Source organism: Kitasatospora sp. NPDC057692 (assembly GCF_042799475.1).
Lineage (GTDB): Bacteria > Actinomycetota > Actinomycetes > Streptomycetales > Streptomycetaceae > Kitasatospora.
In genome coordinates, this window is the sequence record NZ_JBHVIV010000124.1 from 1 (window position 1) to 20094 (window position 20094).

The following is a 20094-nucleotide window of genomic DNA, read 5'->3' on the forward strand; positions in this document are numbered from 1 at the left end:
TACTTACGGGGTGCTGGCACTGCTCGTGGTTCTCCTTACGCCTGGATCGTAACAAACCCAGACATCAGGGACTCCACGAAACCCGGAGCAGCTCAAGGAGCCGGTGATGATGGCCTCGGAGCGGTTGGACGTGGATGGTCTGGCGGCGCTGGTGCGGATGTGTGAAGACGTTCGGGTGCGGCTGGTCCTGGTGAACGAAGAAGGGCAGTGGCAGCTCTACCACGGAGAAGTCCTTCTCGACGCTTCCGACCTGGACACCGGCGAGGAGGAGACCTGGCTGTACCCGACGGTGGCGTTCGTCGCCCGCAGGTTGAGGGGCGGGCTGGTGGCGGACCTGCTGCGCGGCGAGCCTGTGGACATCGATCGGTTTCGTGTGGTTGTCGATCAGCAGTCGGTCCATGTGGCGACCGAAGACCTTCGAGGGAACCAGGTCTGGATCGGGAGGACGACGCCCTGGCCCCGGACCGAGTGGACGATCCGCAGGGACTCCACCCCCTACCGCAATCACGGCGTCCTGGTCGGCGACGCCTCCCACCCTTCCTTCTTGACCTTCGACCAGGCCGTCAGTTCCTTCCTCTACCGGCGCCCCCACGACAGCCGGGCAACCGTCGACCAGCTGTGGCGTGTCGTCCGGCCTCGGCGGGGCGCCTGGTTTCGCAAGGTCACCGTTGCCTCGGACCGGCTCACCGTCGACGTTGAGGGGGACGACCTGGACGATGTGATCCTCGAACTGAGCGAGCCTGCCGGATCCCGGCGGCTGCCGGTCGAGGGCGCCGATTCCTACACCTTCGACCTGCCCGAGGGCCTGCGGGTTGAGAGTCTGCTCATTGCGCACCGTGCTGGCGAGTGGCTCGACATGCGGCACTTCCCCGCCGCACCGTACGGCAGCGACACCTCGGTCGTCCTGGAGCAGCCAGAACTGGAACTGGAACTGCTCCTCGTGGACGGCGAGAACCCCCGGCTTGAGTGCAAGCGGGAGATTCCGGACAAGGATGCCCGTACCCGGAAGAAGATGCTCAAGACCGTGGCGGCGTTCGCGTCGCAGCCCGAAGGCGGCACCATCTTGTTCGGCGTAGAGGACGACAACCTGGAGATCGTCGGCCTGACCGAGGAGCGGAGCGTCGACGAGCAGATGCGCATGATCGGGGACATGATCCGCAACAAGCTGGAGCCTGCGCCAGCCTGCCACCCTCGGGTGATCAAGCATCCCTACAAGCGGATCATCGCGGTCGACATCCCCGGCGGCACCCAGCCGTGCGCCCTTCGGGACGGCGAGCGCCTGGAGTTCTACGTCCGCCGCGGCTCCAGCACCATCCTCGCCAGCTACCGGGAGATCGAGGAAGGGTTTCGCCAGTCTCCCGGTACCGGCTGACACGGCCGGCGCAAAGCCTCCGACTGGCTGAGCTGATGGTCTCCCACAGACGAACCTCCCTCGCAGGTGTCGTCAGCGGGTGGGGACGGGCAGCGCCGCCGCCGCAGGGGCGTCCAGTTGGCGGGGCCGCAGTGTGGCGGGCATAAGCGGGAGGGCCAGCGCGCCGATGGCGACCAGGTCGTCGCGGTACTGCGGCATCGCCGCGTGCAGGCCTCGCTGGACGGCCCAGAACCTGGCGGCTTCCTCGTCGGTGTAGGGACGCGCCTGTTCCGCGAGCAGCGCTGCCGCGGCACCGTACCCTGTCCGCCGCCCGCGAGCGTCGGCGGCGGGTCGGCTGCGATAGAGGGCGCTGGTGTCGCGTCGCATCACGGTGACCTGGTCGACCGCCGCGCGGTCCTCAACCGCCGCGACGACGTCAGGCAGCGCCCGGTAATGGGTGTCGTGTCCGGTCCGGGTGGTGAACCGGGCGGGCAGGCCGCGAGCGCTGAGCCGGGCGTAGCGGTCGGCGGTGCCTTGGCGGGAGTCGGCCGCGCGTACGGCCAGGACCAGAAGTTCGACCCGGTAGCCGGCCTGCCGGAACTTCTCCGCTTCGGCGGCGCACTTCTCGGGGTCGGCAGGGGTGATCTCGATGACGAGGTTGCCGTGCCGCTCGCGCACCCAGGCCTCGGCCTCGGCCTGCCAGGCCCGGTAGTCGGCGCGGATCGGCTCGGATGCGCGGCGCGGATCGGTGCGCAGCAGTTGCAGGTAGTCGGGGTGCAGAACCTTGAAGTCGTCGCCCGTCAGGTGCACCGGCCGGTTCACGCTGCGGCGGACCAGGTGTGCGGCCCGGGTCTTGCCCGCGCCGGGTTGGCCGGCGACGTAGACCACGACCGGTTTCTCCTGGCTGACGATCGTGTTCAGCATGGTCGGTACGACCATCGCGTCGAAGACGAACCGGTGCTCGTCCGCCGACAGCCGGTGGTAGTCGACCCCGGGTGCCCGCGTCAGCGACTGGGCGGTGCGGCGCACCGGCTCGGCCAGGGCCGCCGCGCGTTCGGCATCCCGGCTCACCGCCAGCGCCCAGTCCCCGGGGATCCGGGGATCGCCCGCGCGCCGCTCGCAGGCGGCGAGCTCCCGGCGGAACCGGCCGCTCTCCGCGGCGTTCCACGGGCGGGTCCGCTCGGCGACCACGGCCCGGTCCGCGCGCGCCGGGCGGACCCAGCGCCCGCCGTCGTCGAGCTCGTTGGCGTACACGCTCTCCAACGCCGTCTCGGCGCCGCGTCGCACCACGAAGACCCGGTCGGCCAGGTGCCCGGCCTCCACCGCGGCGAGCGCGGCGGGCAGCGTTGCGGCGCAGGCGTCGTGGTTGTCCCAGCCCACGTAGCGGGCCCGCCCCTCGACGGCCAGGTGCAGGTAGCGGTCCAGGACGCCGAGCTGGCTGAAGGCCTCGGCAACGGCCAGGGCCACGATCTCGACGCGGTAGCCCGCCCGCCGGTACGTGGCGACCTCGGCGAGGAACTCCTCCGGGCGGCCCAGGGCCGCCTCCACCACCGCGTCGTACCGCTCCTCCCGCAGGCGCGCCTCCAGCTGGGCCTGCCACCCGTAGGTGTCGGTGCGCACCCGCACCCCGGCCGTGCGCACGTCCTCGGCGAGGAACTGCGGGTAGCGGGGATGAACGGCCTTGTAGGCGTCGCGGTCCACCCGGACCGCACCGCCCCGGGCGGCGAGCGCGGTGTGGACCAGGTCCACGACGAGCGTCTTGCCGCTGCCGGCCTGCCCGGCCACGAAGACCACCACCGGCTGCTGCTGGCCGACCGCGCGCCTGATCCCGGCCGAGAGGACCACCTGCTCCAGGGCGACGGCGTTCTCGGTATCCGACAACGCCTCCGGGGCGATGTCCCGCTCGTTCAACCCGCTGCTCCTCGCTGCTTGAAGCCTCGACGGGGCAGTCCCGTCCCGCACGCGATCATAACGGGTACGGGTACGGGTACGTACCCCTTTGGGGATGCGGGTACGTACCCGTATCCTGAGGGCGACCGGAAGGAGTTTCCCGATGCCCGACGCCAACGTGCGCATCCCCGCAGAGACCCGCGACCGCCTCGCCGAGGTCGCCGCCGCCGAACACCTCTCCCTGCGCGCCTACCTGGCCCGCCTCGCCGACACCCTGCTCACCCCCGCCGAACGCGCCGAACGCGCCGAACAGGCCCGCCAGAAGCTCCAGGCATGGAACGGCTACAACCCCGACGCGGCCGGCACCCGACAGCTGGACGCCGAGCTCGACCGCCGCCTGGCCCAGGCAGGAGGCCAGTGACCGCCCTGCACGTCGTCCTCGACGACACCGCGATGGTCGCCGCCGGCCGCGGCAACATCCTCGCCTCCCGCCTCATCCACCGCGCCCACGCCGAACCCGGCTGGTACCTCTACGCCCCCGCCTGCGCCCTAGTGGAAGCAGACCGCGAGCGCCCCGGCACCGCCGAACACCTCGCCGCCCTCCCCGCCGTCACCGTCCTCGACCTCGACCTCGCCGCAGCCCTCTCCCTGGCGGCCGAGACCACCTGGGCCGAGGCCCACACCCGCTACGCCGCCGCCCCCACCCCGGAACGCCCCGACGGCGCGGTCGTCGCAACCGTCGACCCGACCCGCTGGAAGGGCCAGCCGGTCCGGGTCATCGACCTGACCCCCTGAACCGATGTGAAACCAGGAGCAGGCCCGCGCCTTCGGGCGCGGGCCTGCTCGATTCTTTGGGGAATCCGGACGTCGTCGGCCCTACCAGCCGTGTCGGAGGATGGTCCGCTCCGTGTTGAGGCGGGTGCGGAGGGCTGCGTCGGTGTCGGGCAGGGGGCGTTGCAGCCGTTCGCAGACGGCACGGTGGATTGCGAGTGCCTCCTGGCTGCCGGCAGCGGCCAGGACGACCGACCACAGTGGCCGGTCGGCGGGGGTCCCGCTCTCGGCGATCACGAGGACCTCGACCTTCGCCGGATAGCCGAGCTCCCGCAGGCCCTTGGTGCCGGTCCGGTCGGCGATGGACTCCCAGGTGCGGGTCGCCCCTTCCCGGGCTGCCTTCTTCAGCGCGCCGAGCAGGGGCTTGGCGAGTTCGGCGTACTTGGCGGCCGCCTTCGGTGTCTCCCACCGCCGGGGTACGGCCGGGGCGTCGTCCTGCGTGCTCTGCTGGGGGGCCTCCTGCTCGGCTAGGGCCTCCCTCTCGGCCCGGGCCTCCTGCTCGGCTAGGGCCTCCCTCTCGGCCCGGGCCTCCTGCTCGGCTAGGGCCTCCCTCTCGGCCCGGGCCTCCTGCTCGGCCCGGGCCTGCTCCTGGCGGTGGCGGAGCTCGGCCCGTTGCTGCTGGAGCGCTTCCTTCTCCTGCTGCTCGGCCAGGATCCGCTGCTGGCGCGCAGTCGCGAGGCGCTGCTCGGCTTCGGCGCGGTACTGGGCGCTCAGTTCGGCCACCAACGCGCGGTCCTCTTCCGGGGCGCTGGGATCCGACGTCAGTTGCCGGGCCTCCTCCAGGAGCTCCCGGGAAAGCGTGCCGGGCTCGGTCCGGCGTAGCTGGATCATCACCTCGGTGCGGCGGTGGGTCTGCAGGGTGAGCCGTCGCTGGCCGGCGGCCAGGGCCTCGTCCAGGTTCCGGTGGTCTTCCACGCTGTGGTCCTGGGGGAGTAGTTCCTCGATCGTGGCCAGGGCGTCGCGGAGCCCCTCAGGGCCGGCCCAGTTGAGGTTTCGGATGGCGGCCTGGGCCGTCTCGTGGTTGCGGGCGGCGGTAGCTGCCGCGGTGTCGGAGCGGGTCACCGTGACGATCGACCGCCGCTCACCCGCATGCTCCGGCGACCCGGGGCCGTCGGTGGTGGTCTGCTCGGCCGGGGACGCCTCGGGGCGGTCGGCCGGGGCGAAGCCCTGAGGGGTGAGGACGAGGGTGCGAAGGTCGGACCAGTCGGCCCTCCGGTCGGGCCTCTGGGTGCCGATGATCAGCGGCCGGCGGCCGTCCCGCTCGCCCTCGTAGCGGATGCGGTGGACGTAGCCGCGGGCGGCGAGACGGTCTGGGGGCTCACTACGCCGGTGCCGAGGAGGAACTCGGTGACCTGGGCGTCGTCCCAGTTCACGGGCTGGGTCCGGTCGAGGTGGACCAGGAGGCGGCGGCCGTCGGCGAGGTCGGAGACGATGGCGGAGCCCAGGGGTTGGGGGAAGGCGAAGGTGACGGCGATGTCCTGCGCCTTGAGCCAGGCCGCGAGGTCGGCCTTCAGGAAGAGGTGGTCCGCGCTGTCCTTGCCACGGGCCAGGCGCCCGCACTGGATGCCGTGCTCGTCGCCGGCGGAGGGGTAGTGCGCGAAGTGGCAGATCTTGTCGTCGCAGCGGCGGGTCGTCAGCCGGCGGCCGCAGCCGCCGGGGAGGTTCAGGCCGCACCACCAGGTGGTGCCCGTGTTCTCCAGCCGGAAGAGGTCCAGCTCCTGCGGGTCTTCGGGGCAGATCGCCGGTTCGTCGGAGCCTGGGGATCCGACAACCGCGGTCTGGATGAGGCGTCTGTCCATTCTGCTCCCAATGGGCCGAAAAGGGTTACCTGCGCAGCATTGTGCTCCCGTCCACCGACACCACGGCCCCTTCCGTGCGTGGATCGGCTGGCGGTGGGCTACGCACGTCCGTGCTCGACCATGATCGTGATGACCCCTCGGCAATTCCTGACTATCGGGCCTGGAACCCGGCCGACTGCACCCAGCTCGCCGCCGGCCTCGTTGACAAGGCCGACCGCCTGGTCGTGCACGCCGACCCCGCCGTCGCGGCCAACGTGGACAGCGGGGCGGTGGTGAGTGGCCGGGTTGACGGATCGGCAGCTCGTCGAGGGGCGGCGGGGCTAGCCTGGATGGGGCGCCGGGTGGAGGAGGGGGAGTGGCTGACGCGGCTTCGGGGACAGGTTTCGCGGTCGATCCGGATGTGCTGTTCCGGGCGTCGATGAAGTTCATGGGGTCGAAGGACTTCGTCTACAACATCGCCTCGGGTGTGGCGGGTGACCTGGCGTCGACGGCGGGGATGGCGGGCGACGACTCGATCGGCCACAGCTTCGCGAAGAAGTACGAGCCGGCGGCGAAGAGCGTGGTCAAGGCGGTCGGGACGGCCGGGCAGGGTATGGCGACGATCGCCAGCCGCCTGCTGACGATGGCCTCGAACTACCTGACGGTCCAGGACTCGGTGGCCGCCGCGTTCACCGGGAGGATCAACACCGCGTCGCCGCTCGCGAAGGGCGCGCAGCAGTGCGAGCAGAACGAGGCGCACGCCGGCCTGCCGATGGTCACCGGCTCGAAGGAGGTCCACGAGATCCCGGTGATCGGCAAGTTCTGGCCGCAGGGTGATCCGAAGCGGTTGCGTAGCGCGGCGCAGGTGTGGTCGATGTGCGCGTCGGTCGTCGACACCGCGCAGCGCAACGCCGGCCTGCACGCCGCCTCGGTGCTGGGGGCGTGTTCCGGTGAGGCGGTGGAGGGTTTCCAGTCGTACGCGGCCACCGTGTTCGACGCGTGCCCGCCGGGCGGGACCGTGGTGTCGGGCTCGCAGCCGCTGATGGTGAACATCTCCTCGGCGTGCCGGGAGCTGCAGGCGATCTGCGAGCAGTACGCGCACGCGATCGAGGCCTGCCAGGACAAGCTGATCGAGCTGGGCATCGCGGCCGGCGTCATCACCGCGGCCGGGGTGATCCTGACCGTCTTCACCTTCGGCGGTTCGGACGCCGCCGCGGCCGCGGCCGATGCGGCCCTGGCGGCGGACGCGGCCCTCGCCGCCGAGGCCCTCGCCGCGGCGGAGGCGGAGCTGGCCGCCGCCGCGGCGATCGCGGAGGCCGAGGCGATCGTCTCCTCCCTGGCGGCGCGCCTGGTGGTGCTCGCCGGGACGGCCGGCGCCGTCACCGCCGTCCCGGCGGTGACCGGCCTCGACTCGGCGAGCGCCGCCACCCCTCCCGGCCCTCCCGGCCCGGCTGGTCAGCAGCCGGGAACGCCCGCCGTTCCCGGGCAGAGCCCGTTCGCCAACCCGCTGGTCGGCCCGGTCGCGCCGCCGGTGCCACCGCCCTATCCGCTGTACGACCCGGCGCAGCAGATGGCCGCCAAGACCTGGGTCCAGGGGCTTCCGGAGCGCGCGCCGAACTACGGCACGGCGGATGACCGCGCCTACCAGGTGTACGCCGCCGGGAAGCCGGAGCGGCGCGCGAAGGGCGCGGACGGCAAGGAGGTGTGGGCGGACGGGTTCCGGCCGGCCGACGGCGCGTTCATCGACGCGAAGAACGTCCGCAAGACCGGGTGCAGCCCGCGCTCGCTCAAGGGCATCCAGGAGGAGGACTTCCGGACCGGGTTCATGCTGGACAAGGACGAGGACGAACTCGACCGCTACAAGGGCGCCATCGACAACCCTGAGAACCACGCCCAGTATCTGGAGGTCGACACGCCCGACCCGGCGACCGTCGGCTACTGGCAGTACCTGCTCGCCAAGCATCATGTGAAGAGCAACGTGCGGGTCGTCACGATGCCCGAGCCCGAGCCCGAGGAGGGCTAGTTGGACACCATTCACCTCGGTGCCGCCCCGGGAACCACCTGGGCGCTCACGCCGCAGGATGCCGAGGACCACCTGCGCGCCCGGTTCCCCGGCGTGCAGACGTGGAACGAGCGCGCGCCGGCCAGCGGGAAGGAGTACGTCACCTTCCAGGTCGACCTCGGCGGAGAGAGCCGGCGCGGCAGCTACTTCGAGCGCGGCCACCTGATCCTGGACGACGGCGACGCGGACCTGTGGGCCGACACCGCCGCCTGGTTCCTCGGCCTTCTGCCCGCCGACGCGCGGACCGTGGCCATGCTCGACTCGAACCCCGACAGCGTGCGGACTATCCCTCCGGGCGCTGACGCCGTGCAGGTCCGCGAGATCCTCCAGTCGCTCTTCGACGTCGTCTAACAGCGCTCGCGCTGGCGATCAGCGCGACATGGCGCGGCGAGTTCCTCCCGGCTCGAAGACACGGCGAGCGGCCCAGGTGGGGCGTACCGGTCGGGCCTCCGGTGACCTCGGCCAGCACCCATCGCGGAAGCCCGCCGCCAGCGGGACCCCGCAGTCATTGATGGTGCTCGACGATTACCCGGTTGGCGCCGTATCCGTGTCGCCTGCCGCGTCGGGTCGTTGGAATCGACGAGCGCCTGCCGCTTGGCCTGGGTGATGGCCTGCTCGCATCCCCGGGCATACAGCCCCACGGTGCCGGGCGGGGGCGGCTGGCGGCCCGGCGCCGGAACCCCCCATCGATGGGCCGGATGGCGCCGTTCGGCTGGCACCGGCTGATTCGAGCCACAGTTCGTGGCGTCATTGGGTGGTCGAACGGCGCTTCCGTTACGGGCGTGGGAAGCAGTGGAGGGTGGTCGCACCCTGGCGGGTGCGCCACCCTCACGGGCGCCGCGCCGCAAGCCGCGGTGATGCCCAGTCCCTGTTCGTGGTGCAGCCACTGCGCCAGGGAACGATCTCCAGCCTTGGCCGGAAATCAGCGCCGAACGACAGGGTGTCATTCCTGTGTGCTGATCGGCAATGAGAGATAGTCGAAATTGAATCAAAGAATCGCGTTTATATGGCTTTGACCTGCGGTGATGGTATTCGGAAAAACTTCGACCAACCAGCGATCGGGCGCCTCCTGGAGGGTCTGGCGTGGTGGATTGTGAATCAATCGGCCCGCATCGACAGATACGGATTGTGAGCGCCCTGTCACCGGTGAGAGGATCACACCGGTTCGGAGCTCTGGGGACCGCAAGCCCCACCGGACCGTAGTAGGTGCAGCCACATCAGTCGCGTCCGTGCGCGGACGCGACTGATGCTGACCAGAGGAGAAGTACATGCGCCCGATCCACGTGCCCACCGCGCCGGTTCCGGACCGTCCCGGACGCTCCCTGACCGGGGCCGAGGCCGTCATCATCATCGTCATCCTGCTCCTGGCCGGCGCCCTCGCACTCGCCGGACTGCCCACCTTCGGCGCGCTGGAGTTCATCGGCGCCGCCGTCTTCCTCGCCTGCCGGACCATCAAGGGGCTGCGCGAACAGCCCCCGGCCAGCCCGGCCACGCCCGACACCGCCTGACCCTTCATGGGACGGCGTGAGAACGCCGTTGCCGAGGTCACCGAACAGCTGACGGAGCTGGCCCTGTGGCTACGTGCCCAGAGCCGGCTCCGCGGTCTGACCTACGCGGCAATGGCGGAGAAGACCGATCGCAGCGCCTCCACGCTCTCCCGCGCGGCCAGCGGCTGGACCGTTCCCCCGTGGAGGGTCGTCGAGGCCTACACCCGCGCATGCCGAGCCGACCTGCGCACCGCCAGGCGCCTGTGGAAAGCCGCCCGCTGGGCGGATCAGCAACGCCGTCCCGACCGCACCGAGGAGTTCCTCAACGCCGACCTCGCCGCGAAGTTCTACGACGTCTTCGCCACCAAGCCACAGCTGATCGACAGCTACCCCAAGCTCCGCCTGGGCATGGTCGGGCTGCGGGCCAAGGAGGGCCAGCCCTCCCTAGTGGAACTGGAGAAGAGGGCCGGCCAGACACCGAAGGGCGCGCGTCGGCTGCCTGCCAGCAGTCTGGGTAAGATCCTGCGCTCCGAGGCGGTGCCACGACGGCGCCACGTGATCGCGTTCGTCACCGCTGTCGGTGCTTCGCCTCACACAGTCCTGGCCTGGGGGGAAGCCTGGGACCGGGCCGCCGGGAAGACGAGGCGTCGCACCGGAGGCAGGCCTCGTCCCACCCCCCGGCCGCACCCAACCGCTTCCTACACGTCCGTGCCCATGCGGGGCTTCCTGATCGACGACGATCCGCAGGCGCCGCCGTGGCCGGACATCGTCGTCCGCAGCCCCGTGCCCATGCGGGGCTTCCTGATCGACGAGGACCCGGGGGCACCGCCGCGGCAGGACACCGGAGTCCCCGCCGGCTTCGAGGCCGACATCGGGCTCAGGCCGGAGGACGTCGCGTTCCTGAAAACCCACGGCCTGTCGGTGGGACCGCCCCGCCCAGGCGACCACTCCCCGCCCGCCTTCGGCCCCATCCCGCCGCTCCCACCAGCCGGCTTCACCGCGGCGGGACTGCCCATCCGAGTCCCCCGCCGCCGCCGGTTCCCATGGGCCCCCAGTGAGAACGCCTTCTTCATGCCGACGTGGTCCTAGCCCCCGCCACCCGTAGACCCGCCACCCCGACACCCCCGGGGGAACCGAATGACGCCCACACCCGTGCGTCCTGGCGGCCGGCCCCGGCCGCCAGGCCCGGCCATCGCCCTGACTGCCCTGCACGACCTCCACCACGACCACTACCTGCGCTACGCCGCCCTCCTGCTCCCCACCACCACCGCCCGGCTTGCCGTCCACCATGCCTTCGAAGAGCTGACCCGGCGCTGGCGCGAAGTCCTGAGCCACGCCAGCCCGGCCGCCTGCGCCTGGCAGACCGTCCGACACCGCGTCTGCACCATGGCCGGCCCCCACCTCCTCCGCCCCGTCGCCCACCTCGCCGCGCCGGACCAGGACGTCCTGCTGCTCCACCTGGTCCTCCGGCTCCCGCCCGCCGAGGTCGCCGCGCTCACCGGCACCGATCCCGCCGCCGTCCACGTCCGGCTGCGCTCCCTCACCCGCCGTTCCCGCTGACAGCTGCCTAGGAGCTGGCGGGGTAGCCGTCGGCCGGCTTCCTCCGTCTCCGGGCGGAGGCGGAGTCGGCCTTCGCGGGCACCGGCGGCAGCGCCTTGCCGGTCGTCCCGCTCCGGGTCGGGGTCTTCTTCACCGAGGTGTTCTTCACGGCGCGGGTGGTCTTGGGATGGTGCTGCTCGGCGTCGGCGAGGGCGCGTTCGAGGGCGGCCATCAGGTCGATGGGGGTGCCGGGCGCGGACGGCAGAGCGCCGGCGGGGTGCGGGGCGGGGATGCCGCGCAGCTTCGCCTCGACGACGTCCTCCAGGGCGTTCGCGTAGTCGTGCGCGCTTTCCAGGTGCAGGTCCTCGGAGATCGCGTCCATGAGGGTGCGGGCCAGCGCGAGCTCGCGCTCCCCCAGCTCCACCCCGGCCGGGGCGATGCCCGCGGGGGAGCGGATCTCGTCCGGCCACAGCAGGGTGTGCAGCACCAGGGTGTCCTCGCGGACCCGCAGCACCGCCGGCGTCTCGCGGGTGCGCAGCGCGGTGCGCACGACGGCGACCTGGCCGGCGTCGAGCAGCGCGTGGCGCAGCGGGGCGTAGGGATGGGCGGCGGCCGGGGTGGTGGGGCCGAGGTAGTAGGGACGGTCGTAGGCGGTGAGGACGACGGTGCGCCCGTCGGGGGCCTGGTAGCCGCGGACGACCTGGTCGGGCGGGACGTCCTGGCCCTCGTGCTCGCAGACGCGGCGCTGGCGGATCCGGCCACCGTCGGCGGCGTGCACAAGATGCAACGGCACGGTGTGCTGCCCGGTGGCGGAGTACACGGACACCGGGATCGACACCAGGCTGAAGGTGATCGTCAGCTTGGCGATCGCCTTCGCCGCCATCCCCGCCTCCCGGGGCCGAGTGCCGTCATCCTCCCTCACCGGGGCCCCTACCTGGTCCGGCCGGATGGGACCGCGCCCGCCCGAACCAATCAATCGAACATGTGAGCGATAGCCTGGAGGGGTGCACCGCCCCGACCCGCCCCGTCCGATCCCGCGCACCGGCGACTGGCGCGACGCCCGCCCGGCCTCCGACACCGAGGTCCAAGCCGCCGGCGCCCGCGACGTTCCCGCCTGGCGCCTGGTCTGGGTGCGCCGCGCCGCCGGCTGGCGTCCCGGCCTTCTCACCGCCTGGCGCCGGGTCCCGGCAGGCTACTGGGCCGCGTACGTGATCTGGGGACCCGGCGAGGGCGAGCGAGGCTGGCTGAAGTACAAGGGCGCAGCGATCGTCCCGGCGGCCTGTCCCGACGACACCCTCGGCACCGGCACTCGAACCGGGGTGGCCCGGTGAGCGGCGACGGCGCGGCCGCGGCCGCCGACCTCGCGGACGCTCTGGAGGCGTTCGCAGACCAGGCCGCCGAGCCCGGCTCCGAACGCGAGATCTGGGTGACCATCGGCACCCAGCACGACATCGAACAGCGCACCGTGGCCATCACGGTGAACGTCGCGGACTGGGTGGGCGAGCTGCTCCGGGCCGAGGCCGACATCCTCGACCGCGGCCTGGCCGACCCGGACCCGGATGACGCCGATGGCCCCGGCACCGAGACGTGGTGGGGCTGACCGGGCAGGGCCGGTACGGGGCGGGCACCGTTCTCGGCACCCGCCCTGCACCGCGCTGGACGCACAACCCGCTACTGATGCTCAGCGCGCAGTATCACGTGCGCGTGCTCGGCCGCGGCTCCCAGCGCCTGCAGCACGACGATCGTGCCGATGTTCCTGGCGATGCCGACCAGGAGCTGGCCGCGTATTCGGTCCGGCGACCGCCACGCCGACCGTGCGGACCGCTGCGGCCCAGCCGGACTGGTAACCGCCGTCCGCCGACGCGTGATGCTGTTCCACACCGTCGCGCCCTGCTGGCTCGACGTCACACTCGGGGAGTTGCCCGGTCCGTAGAGTCGGGCAGGTGGTTCCTGGTTGGAACCGCGTGCGGGCGGGCCTGCTTCGATCAGGCCCGCCCGTGCGGAACGTCCATGCTGTCGGCGGGTCAGACGATCAAAGCCAGGAACGCCGCGCACATCAGCATCGTCCCGCCGAAGGCGCCGCCACCGAACAACATCGCCGTCGGCCAGCTCTTCCCGTCGGCTTTCGTCAGCATGCCCGCGAAGCCCCCGACGATCAGCGAGAGCATGCAGGACAAGACGATGCCGATCAGAACGAAGGGCTGCTGCCCCGCTTCGACTGCTGCCAGGGTCATCAGGGTGTTCACGCTTCGACCCCCGGCTTCTGCGCGAAGGACAGCAACTCGTGGGGCTCGCGCTGCCAGATCTGGAAGACCTTCGACCGCGCGGACTGCCGGAACCTGTAGAGGATGCCCTCCACCATCGGGACGGTCATGTTGAGCTCCTCGGCGATCTCGGCCTGGGTGTAGCCCTCGACGGCCAGCGTCATCACGGACCGGATCCGCGGGTTAGCTGCGTTGATCATGATCCGCACCTGCTCGCACACCTTGGCGATCAGCTCCGGGGTCTGCTCGCTGCGGTAGCCGAGCGCGACCTCCAGTTCGTCGGAGGTCATGCCCCTGGTACGGGCGGTGAACTTGTCCTCCTGCTCGGCCGCCCAGCCCACGTACACGCGCGGAAAGTGCAACAGACACATCCCGAAGAAGTAGGACTTCAGCGAGGCCGGCGCGCGGCCCTCTTCAACCTGCTGCGGGTTCCACTTCCCAGCCAGGAGCACACGGTCGTAGAACCTGGCCCACGCCTCACCGATCGTGCGCACCGCCAGCTCGTCGCGGTACTCCCGGTTGCGGTGCAGATCGTCCAGGCCCCCGGCGGAGAGCACCAACGGCACCCTGCTCTTCACCTGCTGTACCAGCGACACGATCTCACCGGAGCGCATCTTGCCGTGCAACCGGTTGTACGTGTAGCCGAACAACTCCGACGCCAGGTGCTGCGCCAGCGGCCGCCTGTTCGGGTCCTCGCGGCGAGCGGCCTCCCTCCGTACGCCCTCGACCATCTCGATGTCCCGAAGGACCTTCTCGGAGAGCTTCATGCCCTCTCCCCCCTGCTCGTTCTGCTTCGAGCTGAGGTCTATCACTTCCTTTGCCACAGATCGAGTCCTGTCGTTGTCGCCACGCCGATGCTGGTTCTAACTCGGCCTTCGAAGCCTTCTATGCATCCGTCTCAGGAACTTCCTTCGGTCCCGGCGAAAGTTCTTCCGAAGAACTTCTCCGCAGCCACTCAGATGAACGGGTCGCGCCGCGATCGTCCCGGCGGCCTGTCCCGACGACACCCTCGGCCCGGGTGCCGGCACCCGGGCCGAGGTGGCCCCGTGAGCGGCGACGGCGCGGCCGCGGCCGCCGACCGCGCGGACGCCCTGGAGGCGTTTGCCGACAAGGCCGCCGAGCCCTGCTCCTCGTCGCGCGGCCTCATGCCCACCATGTCCTTCTCCATCTCCATCACGTCGGTGTTATGGGGTACGGACCGGGTCTGGCCATCGGGACGCGGATTGGCGTTGGCGGCCCGCTCGGTGGTCCGTGGTGAAGGAAGGTAGAGACGAGAGACGGCGAGTCAAGGGGGTCCCAGCGGGAAATTCACGGAGCCGGTCCGCGCCCAGGCGACCGGGCAGAACCTGCAGACGGTACACCGTCCGTCGCGCCGGGCAACCCCTTCTCCACCAGGCCGGGAACGACGTCGGCCGCCGCCCCGGGGGTGGGGCGGCGGCCGCGCGGTTCGGTGTGGTGGTGCTGGTCTACGGGGTTCGGGTGTCGGGTTCGGGGGTCATCGGGCGAGGGTGATGGTCAGGGTCTCGTTGGGGCAGGTTGCGCCGAGGTCGCGCAGGACGGTCTTCTCCTTGGTGTCGACGCTCTGGCGCCAGCGGGTCTTGGAGACGGTCCAGCGGTTGAGGTAGTCGCACGTCTCCTCCTTGATCGGGCGCCACTCGGCGATGTCCTTGTCGGACTTCTGCCTGTTGGAGCGGGCGGTGACGGCGACCAGGTCGCGGGGCTCGTCGAGGTCGTTGGCGTAGGCCTGGCGTTCGGCGGCGCTCCAGGTCGAGGCTCCGCTGTCCCAGGCTTCGGCGAGCGGGACGACGTGGTCGACGTCGAGGGCGGAGGCGTCGGTGACGACGACGCCGTCGTAGATCGAGTACCAGGCCCCGCCGGTCAGCGAGCAGCCGGGTCCGATCTGCGGAGCCTCGACGGCTTCGCGGAGGATCACCTCCTTGCGGGTGTTGCAGCCGTCCTTGTCCGCGTCGATCCAGTGCCTGAAAGCCGTCCGGACGTAGCCGGTGCGGTCCTCGTCGGCGACGGGCAACGCCTCGATCGCCTCCTGAAGGGGCACGGTCAGTGTCTCGCCGGCCGCACGGTGCGCGGGTGCGGCGTTCCTGCCCAGGGCAGGGGTACTCGCATGGGCAGGGACGGCGGCCGGCAGAACGGCCACAGCGAGCACGGAGAGAAGCGTGGTGGCACGACGCCACTTGAAATTGATCATGGGTCACGAGTACCGGTACCAACCTGTTTCCGGTGGCAAGGTCACCCTGCAGCGGTGCGTCAAAGGTGTGCTGTTGACGGGTCTCACTAGGCGATGAACCTGACTCTTAGTCACATGGCCATGCAGAAAGTGAAACATTTGTCGACTACGAGACTCGTACTCGACAAACGCTCGTTCTGCTGATCTCATGGTGACCATGAGCACACCTCGCATGACCAAACCGACCATCGGGGTGCTGGAAGTCCTCTTGGCCGCGACCGACGACGACCCCGCGTGGGGGCTGAAGATCTGCGTCGAGGCCGATCTGGGTTCCGGCACCGTCTACCCGATCCTGGAACGACTCTCCGAGCGCGGCTGGGTCGAGTCGTTCACCGAAACCGCGCCCCATCCCGGCCGACCGCCCCGGCGCTTCTACCAGCTCACCGGAACCGGACGGCTTCAGGCGACCGAGGCACTCCGAGCCCGACAGCAGCGTCGCCACATCCTCGGCATCATGGGAGCGAACGCATGACCCGCCAGCTGGACGCACTCATTGCCACCTTCTTCGGCAAGGTCGTCTTCTTCGTGCTCATGCTGATGAGCGGGCTGCTGTCCCTTGCCACCCTGCCGACCGCGCTGGATGTACAGCCAGCAGGATGGCGTGCCCTTCTCTCGACCATAACCATCATGATCAGCCTGGCGTGCTTCTCGTACGCAGCTCCCGCCTTGTCGATGCTGCTCGTTCACGGGCTGAGGAAACAGTTCGACGAGGACGTAGCCGAACGAGAGACGATTCTCAGGACTGGGAACGCCCTTCAGCAAACCGTCCGCGAGTTCGAGGCTGCTACCAGGGCGTCATGCGAGACAGCCGAGAACCTGGACGACATCGAGGTGATCCATCAGCGTGTCAACGCCCAGAGCGCTGTCCTCAATGTAGCCATCCGCGCACATGCAACCAGGATCGAGCGGATGGAACGCCGTAACAAGTGGCGTGGGCGAATGCTCACCACAGCGGAGATCCTCGCTGGCAGCACCATCCGACGCTACCTCTCGCGAGCACGCCACTCCCAACAGCCTGGTCAGGCGCTCACCTCCGTCGCCGCCCGGCTGGCCGGGCCACGCCACGCCCACCTCCGCGCGGCCTGGCAAGCCGACCTCGCTGGATCCCCCGAACACGGCATCACGGTCACCCCCCGCCAAGCCCGCCAGCTCGGGATCGGATTCGTTCTCGCCGGCCTGAGGCTGCGCCTCCACACCCTCGGGGCACCGCTGTGGGTGCCGGTCGACTGGATTCTGAAGAGCAAGACCCGCACCACCAACACGATCGCCACAGCGGTCGGCGCGGTGGCCATCTACTTCCAGCTCACCGACGGGCTCCACGGCCTACTGGCCGATGGCATTGAGACCGGAGTCGTCGTCTACGGGCTTCTCCACGTGGCGGCCAGCACGTTGCGTCGGCACCGAGCGATCGAACTCAGCGACCCGCCCGAGACCACCGACCGCGCGGACCAGTAGAAACAGTTCCTGGTGACTCTGGGGTACTGAAAAACCAGCGCCTGGCGGAACCGCCGACGGCGCTCGATGAAGCCGCCCGCACACCGAAGGCCGCCACCCACAAGGTGACGGCCTTCCACAACGACGCGGCTCTCCTACCAGCCGACCCCGAGGGCCTGCAGTTGCCCGAGCTGCTCGCGGGTGAGCTTGTCCCGGCGGGCCTTCTGGTTGTTGAGCCAGGTCCCGAGCGACACCCCGTTCTCCTTGTGGGTGCGCGGCACCTTCGCGTGGCCCTCGCGCTCGACGAACGCGGCGAGCGCCGCGAGGCCGGCACCGAATCGGTCGGCGCGCGAGGTCTTCGGCTTCGCTGCGGCGGCCTGCTTGGCGGCCACCAGCTCCTGGTCGGCCTCGATGCCGAGCGCGGTCAGCAGGTCCCGCTGGTCCTGGTCGAGCTCGGCCCAGCCAGCCCGCTGCGCCCGTACCCACCGGCCGAGAGGCTCGCCTTCGAAGACGACCTCCTCGGGCAGTTGCACCCAGTCGACGCGGCCGTCGGCCTCCAGCCACCACCGGCGGGCCGCCGCGTAGGTGCGCTGCCAGGTGATCGGCCAGGCGGGGCACCACCAGGGGTCGATCTTCTCCAGGAGCCGGCGCCGGTGCGCGGAGAGGGCCCCGGCCTGGCCGTCGGGGACCTGAGCGGCGGCCCGCAGGGCGGAGAGCCAGGTGCCGATCGGGTAGCCGCCGATCGACGCCCGCGCGGGTGCGGCCAGGCTGCCGCCGTGCTCGCGCGCCCAGGTCCGCGCCCAGTCGAGGCCGGCCTCGAACCGCGCGTCCGGCACCGACCACACCATCCCCAGTACGTCGAGCATGTCGACCCGGTGTGGCGCCAGATCTCCTGCGGCGTACTCCACCCGCCGGTCCGAGAGCCATTTCCCGAGCGGGAACTTCCCCTCTTTCCCGGTCATCGCCGAATAGGGCACCTCAAGATTCCCGAATTCCTGGTGCCAGGCCCTGGCGTGCGAGATCCCCTCACGCCAGTACTGCCCCTCGCCGGTCAGCACCCTGGTCCGCACGAAAAGCGCCAGCGAATCCGGGTCCTTTGGCGTCAGGAACCGCACCGGCAAACTGAACGACGGCTTCCCGCCCGGCCCCGTGAGCCCGGGCAGCTGCACCGCCTCGGCGCTGCGCCCACTGGTGCGGTGCCCGCTGCGCTGGGGGACGGCGAGGTTCTCGACGACCTTGGCGTCATGGGCCCGCAGCGAGGTGAGGATCTTGACCAGGGGCGCGTAGGAGTCCGACTCCAGGAAATCGTCGGGTTCCTCGTCGTCCTTGAGGAAGACCGGCACAAGAAGAGATGCGACCTTATTCGGATTGTCGGGGTCGAGACGGACGGCACGGCCGATCCTCTGAATGTTCTGGACCATCGACCCGTGGCCCTGGAGGAGCACCCCGTCCGCGCTCGGGATATCGACTCCCTCGCCCAGGACGACGCAGTTCGAGAGGACCGCGTGCTGAAGTCCTTCATTCTCGGCCGTTCCGAAGCCGCCGATAACCTCGTGCCGGAAATCCGTCGGGTGCTCCCCGGAAATCCACTGCGACCAGAACTCATCCGGATACTTGTCCGGGTCCTCGCCATTGAGGCGTTCCGCAGTCTGGTTTAGCGTCTCGGAGAAATACCGGGCCTCGATGGTACGGGTATGGAAGGTGATGACCCGCCGCAGTTTCCGCTCCGCCATGGTTTTCACCAGGGCTGCCTGGATCGCGGCGATGCGCTCAGGGTGGACCTGGTCGTCCTCCTCGTCCTCGCCCACCCCCGGCCCGTACGGCAGCGGCTGGCGCCGCGCCGCCTCACGGTTCTTCACCGGGTCGCGCAGCTCCAGCACCACGATCTCGAACGGCGCCAGCAGCTTCTGGTCGACCGCAGCTTGAAGGCCGAGGTCGAACACGCACTCCCCGTAGATCGTGGTGTCGTCCATGGAGCAGAGCAGGCCCTCCTCCAGCGGTTGGTAGGCGCCCTCGCGCCGCCGCACCGACCTGGGCGGCGCCCACACCCGCGGCGTCGCCGTCATGTACAGCCGCCGCACCGCAGGGATCGCCCCCTGGTCGTGCACCACCGTCCACGTCTTCTCCAACGACCCCGACGACCGGTGCGCCTCGTCGCACAGCATCAGGTCCAGCGGGGGCACGGGCCCGCCCATCAGGGCGGGGTCGACCTGGTAGGCGTCCTGGATGGCGCTGATGGAGGCGTAGGTGGCGAACAGCGTGACGGGTCGGCGCCTCCGGGCCGCGGAGCTGAGCCAGTAGGCGATCTGCACCGGGTTCGTCGAGCGCTCCACGCCGTACGGCAGCTCGCCGGCCTCCAGCGAGCACACCGCGTACATCTCGCCCGCGCGACCGACCCTGCGCCACGACCCGATCATCTGCAGCAGCAGGTCGAGAGTCGGCACCACTACCAGGACGGAGCCCCGCGGCGCGATCCGCTGCCCGGCCACCGCCCCGACGTAGCTTTTCCCGGTGCCCGTGGCCATCTTCACGTTCACCCGCAGCCCGGTCGGCACCTCCACCCCCGGCCGCTGCGACAGGCCCCGCACGATGGCCTCCAAGGCCTCCTCCTGATGCCCCCGCAGCGTGATCGCCTCAGGCTCCTGGAAAGTCTCCACGCTCACAGAAAGGTCTCCCCTCGAATGCCCCGGACCGGACCCGGGATCTGGCAGGAAATACTGACGGTGCGTTTCTGATACAACCGCCGAACGAACCCGTGAGGGCGATCCGGACTGGAATATGAGCCCATTCACGAGCGGGCCGCGTGTAGCCTATCAGGCCCCGCACAAGAATTCCCGGGAATCCTCGAATCGGCGGGCCAGGAACCCGTGTTTGACGGGATTGTACAACAGGGCAAGACTGATACATTGGCGCCGTGACTCGCACTCCGAGAGTAGCGCACCTCCGGCCACGGCGGGGCCCGAATCGCGGTTTAGGTCCCGGTCTAGACCAATCCGGCGGGAGTGAAGTAGACCCGCACGCACCCCCGGCACGCCACCCTGCTTCCCAGTCAGCTTGTCGTGAGATCAGCCAAAAATCCAGCTCAGCTATATGATCCCGCCCCAGCCCACGGGCCTCGTGGAGCGAAGCGGAGTGAGGCCGGCCAAGGCGCGAAGCGCCGGGCCCACCCGGGCGAAGCCCGGGTGCGGACACGCGGAGCGGGTCCGCCGCCTG

General features: G+C 70.4%; 21 protein-coding genes. 13 read left to right on the forward strand and 8 right to left on the reverse strand.

Features of this window, described 5'->3' with window-relative positions:
* Positions 1–106: 106 nt before the first annotated feature.
* Positions 107–1372, forward strand: a complete 1266-nt coding sequence (locus ACFVFS_RS37710) for a helix-turn-helix domain-containing protein (protein ID WP_380629517.1) — start codon at positions 107–109, stop codon at positions 1370–1372.
* 72 nt (positions 1373–1444) lie between these two features.
* Here the strand turns inward: ACFVFS_RS37710 and ACFVFS_RS37715 are convergent, their stop codons facing one another.
* Entirely contained in the window at positions 1445–3262 is a 1818-nt protein-coding gene (locus ACFVFS_RS37715) for a zeta toxin family protein (RefSeq protein ID WP_380629518.1), read from the reverse strand.
* Between the two features lie 142 nt (positions 3263–3404).
* Here ACFVFS_RS37715 and ACFVFS_RS37720 point away from each other — a divergent pair, with 142 nt between their 5' ends.
* Both ACFVFS_RS37720 and ACFVFS_RS37725 read left to right on the forward strand, forming a co-directional pair.
* Positions 3405–3662 (forward strand): Arc family DNA-binding protein, encoded by a 258-nt coding sequence (locus ACFVFS_RS37720; RefSeq protein ID WP_380629520.1) that lies wholly within the window; start codon positions 3405–3407, stop codon positions 3660–3662.
* A 5-nt stretch (positions 3663–3667) separates the two neighbouring features.
* Positions 3668–4036, forward strand: a complete 369-nt coding sequence (locus ACFVFS_RS37725) for a hypothetical protein (RefSeq protein ID WP_375923355.1) — start codon at positions 3668–3670, stop codon at positions 4034–4036.
* A gap of 81 nt (positions 4037–4117) precedes the next feature.
* On the opposite strand, the gene ACFVFS_RS37730 is transcribed toward ACFVFS_RS37725, so the two are convergent.
* Both ACFVFS_RS37730 and ACFVFS_RS37735 read right to left on the reverse strand, forming a co-directional pair.
* A complete protein-coding gene (locus ACFVFS_RS37730; RefSeq protein WP_380629521.1) occupies positions 4118–5134 on the reverse strand; it encodes a hypothetical protein in 1017 nt (338 codons plus the stop codon).
* A gap of 176 nt (positions 5135–5310) precedes the next feature.
* Positions 5311–5871, reverse strand: a complete 561-nt coding sequence (locus ACFVFS_RS37735) for a hypothetical protein (protein ID WP_380629523.1) — start codon at positions 5869–5871, stop codon at positions 5311–5313.
* Between the two features lie 355 nt (positions 5872–6226).
* Between ACFVFS_RS37735 and ACFVFS_RS37740 the strand changes: the two genes are divergently transcribed.
* The 5 genes from ACFVFS_RS37740 (at position 6227) to ACFVFS_RS37760 (ending at position 10959) form a co-directional block, all read left to right on the forward strand.
* Positions 6227–7873: a restriction endonuclease fold toxin-2 domain-containing protein gene (locus ACFVFS_RS37740; RefSeq protein WP_380629524.1), complete on the forward strand. Its 1647-nt coding sequence runs from the start codon at positions 6227–6229 to the stop codon at positions 7871–7873.
* Positions 7874–8263 carry a hypothetical protein gene (locus ACFVFS_RS37745; RefSeq protein WP_380629525.1) on the forward strand — a complete coding sequence of 130 codons (390 nt, stop codon included), beginning with the start codon at positions 7874–7876 and terminating at the stop codon, positions 8261–8263.
* 917 nt (positions 8264–9180) lie between these two features.
* Positions 9181–9420 (forward strand): hypothetical protein, encoded by a 240-nt coding sequence (locus tag ACFVFS_RS37750; RefSeq protein WP_380629526.1) that lies wholly within the window; start codon positions 9181–9183, stop codon positions 9418–9420.
* A gap of 6 nt (positions 9421–9426) precedes the next feature.
* On the forward strand, positions 9427–10488 hold the full coding sequence (locus ACFVFS_RS37755; RefSeq protein WP_380629527.1) for a helix-turn-helix domain-containing protein: 1062 nt from the start codon (positions 9427–9429) through the stop codon (positions 10486–10488).
* A 48-nt stretch (positions 10489–10536) separates the two neighbouring features.
* Positions 10537–10959, forward strand: coding sequence for a hypothetical protein (locus ACFVFS_RS37760; RefSeq protein ID WP_380629528.1), 423 nt, complete (start codon positions 10537–10539; stop codon positions 10957–10959).
* A 7-nt stretch (positions 10960–10966) separates the two neighbouring features.
* Here ACFVFS_RS37760 and ACFVFS_RS37765 read toward each other — a convergent pair whose 3' ends face one another.
* Positions 10967–11821: a Ku protein gene (locus tag ACFVFS_RS37765; protein WP_380629529.1), complete on the reverse strand. Its 855-nt coding sequence runs from the start codon at positions 11819–11821 to the stop codon at positions 10967–10969.
* Positions 11822–11942: 121 nt separating this feature from the next.
* Between ACFVFS_RS37765 and ACFVFS_RS37770 the strand changes: the two genes are divergently transcribed.
* Complete coding sequence (locus ACFVFS_RS37770) at positions 11943–12269, forward strand: hypothetical protein (protein ID WP_380629530.1); 327 nt, start codon at positions 11943–11945, stop codon at positions 12267–12269.
* Entirely contained in the window at positions 12266–12538 is a 273-nt protein-coding gene (locus tag ACFVFS_RS37775) for a hypothetical protein (protein WP_380629531.1), read from the forward strand. The genes ACFVFS_RS37770 and ACFVFS_RS37775 overlap by 4 nt, the downstream gene beginning before the upstream one ends.
* Before the next feature lie 424 nt (positions 12539–12962).
* On the opposite strand, the gene ACFVFS_RS37780 is transcribed toward ACFVFS_RS37775, so the two are convergent.
* Together ACFVFS_RS37780 and ACFVFS_RS37785 are read right to left on the reverse strand one after the other, a co-directional pair.
* Positions 12963–13184, reverse strand: coding sequence for a hypothetical protein (locus ACFVFS_RS37780; protein ID WP_380629532.1), 222 nt, complete (start codon positions 13182–13184; stop codon positions 12963–12965).
* Positions 13181–14026 carry a hypothetical protein gene (locus ACFVFS_RS37785; RefSeq protein ID WP_380629533.1) on the reverse strand — a complete coding sequence of 282 codons (846 nt, stop codon included), beginning with the start codon at positions 14024–14026 and terminating at the stop codon, positions 13181–13183. Before ACFVFS_RS37785 ends, ACFVFS_RS37780 begins: the two co-directional genes overlap by 4 nt.
* Positions 14027–14248: 222 nt before the next feature.
* Between ACFVFS_RS37785 and ACFVFS_RS37790 the strand changes: the two genes are divergently transcribed.
* A complete protein-coding gene (locus ACFVFS_RS37790; RefSeq protein WP_380629534.1) occupies positions 14249–14470 on the forward strand; it encodes a hypothetical protein in 222 nt (73 codons plus the stop codon).
* A 227-nt stretch (positions 14471–14697) separates the two neighbouring features.
* Here ACFVFS_RS37790 and ACFVFS_RS37795 read toward each other — a convergent pair whose 3' ends face one another.
* Positions 14698–15258, reverse strand: coding sequence for an HNH endonuclease family protein (locus ACFVFS_RS37795; RefSeq protein WP_380629535.1), 561 nt, complete (start codon positions 15256–15258; stop codon positions 14698–14700).
* A 361-nt stretch (positions 15259–15619) separates the two neighbouring features.
* On the opposite strand from ACFVFS_RS37795, the gene ACFVFS_RS37800 reads away from it, so the two are divergent.
* Together ACFVFS_RS37800 and ACFVFS_RS37805 are read left to right on the forward strand one after the other, a co-directional pair.
* Positions 15620–15919, forward strand: a complete 300-nt coding sequence (locus ACFVFS_RS37800; protein ID WP_380629536.1) for a PadR family transcriptional regulator — start codon at positions 15620–15622, stop codon at positions 15917–15919.
* Positions 15916–16902 (forward strand): hypothetical protein, encoded by a 987-nt coding sequence (locus tag ACFVFS_RS37805; protein ID WP_380629537.1) that lies wholly within the window; start codon positions 15916–15918, stop codon positions 16900–16902. The genes ACFVFS_RS37800 and ACFVFS_RS37805 overlap by 4 nt, the downstream gene beginning before the upstream one ends.
* Before the next feature lie 134 nt (positions 16903–17036).
* Here the strand turns inward: ACFVFS_RS37805 and ACFVFS_RS37810 are convergent, their stop codons facing one another.
* Complete coding sequence (locus ACFVFS_RS37810) at positions 17037–19544, reverse strand: Helicase associated domain protein (protein WP_380629538.1); 2508 nt, start codon at positions 19542–19544, stop codon at positions 17037–17039.
* Between the last annotated feature and the right edge of the window lie 550 nt (positions 19545–20094).

Coding starts and splice junctions, on each gene's coding strand:
- ACFVFS_RS37720 (WP_380629520.1), top strand. CDS start 3,405: ATGCCCGACGCCAACGTGCGCATCCCCGCAGAGACCCGCGACCGCCTC.
- ACFVFS_RS37800 (WP_380629536.1), top strand. CDS start 15,620: ATGACCAAACCGACCATCGGGGTGCTGGAAGTCCTCTTGGCCGCGACC.
- ACFVFS_RS37735 (WP_380629523.1), bottom strand. CDS start 5,871: ATGGACAGACGCCTCATCCAGACCGCGGTTGTCGGATCCCCAGGCTCC.
- ACFVFS_RS37750 (WP_380629526.1), top strand. CDS start 9,181: ATGCGCCCGATCCACGTGCCCACCGCGCCGGTTCCGGACCGTCCCGGA.
- ACFVFS_RS37760 (WP_380629528.1), top strand. CDS start 10,537: ATGACGCCCACACCCGTGCGTCCTGGCGGCCGGCCCCGGCCGCCAGGC.
- ACFVFS_RS37755 (WP_380629527.1), top strand. CDS start 9,427: ATGGGACGGCGTGAGAACGCCGTTGCCGAGGTCACCGAACAGCTGACG.
- ACFVFS_RS37765 (WP_380629529.1), bottom strand. CDS start 11,821: ATGGCGGCGAAGGCGATCGCCAAGCTGACGATCACCTTCAGCCTGGTG.
- ACFVFS_RS37710 (WP_380629517.1), top strand. CDS start 107: ATGATGGCCTCGGAGCGGTTGGACGTGGATGGTCTGGCGGCGCTGGTG.
- ACFVFS_RS37805 (WP_380629537.1), top strand. CDS start 15,916: ATGACCCGCCAGCTGGACGCACTCATTGCCACCTTCTTCGGCAAGGTC.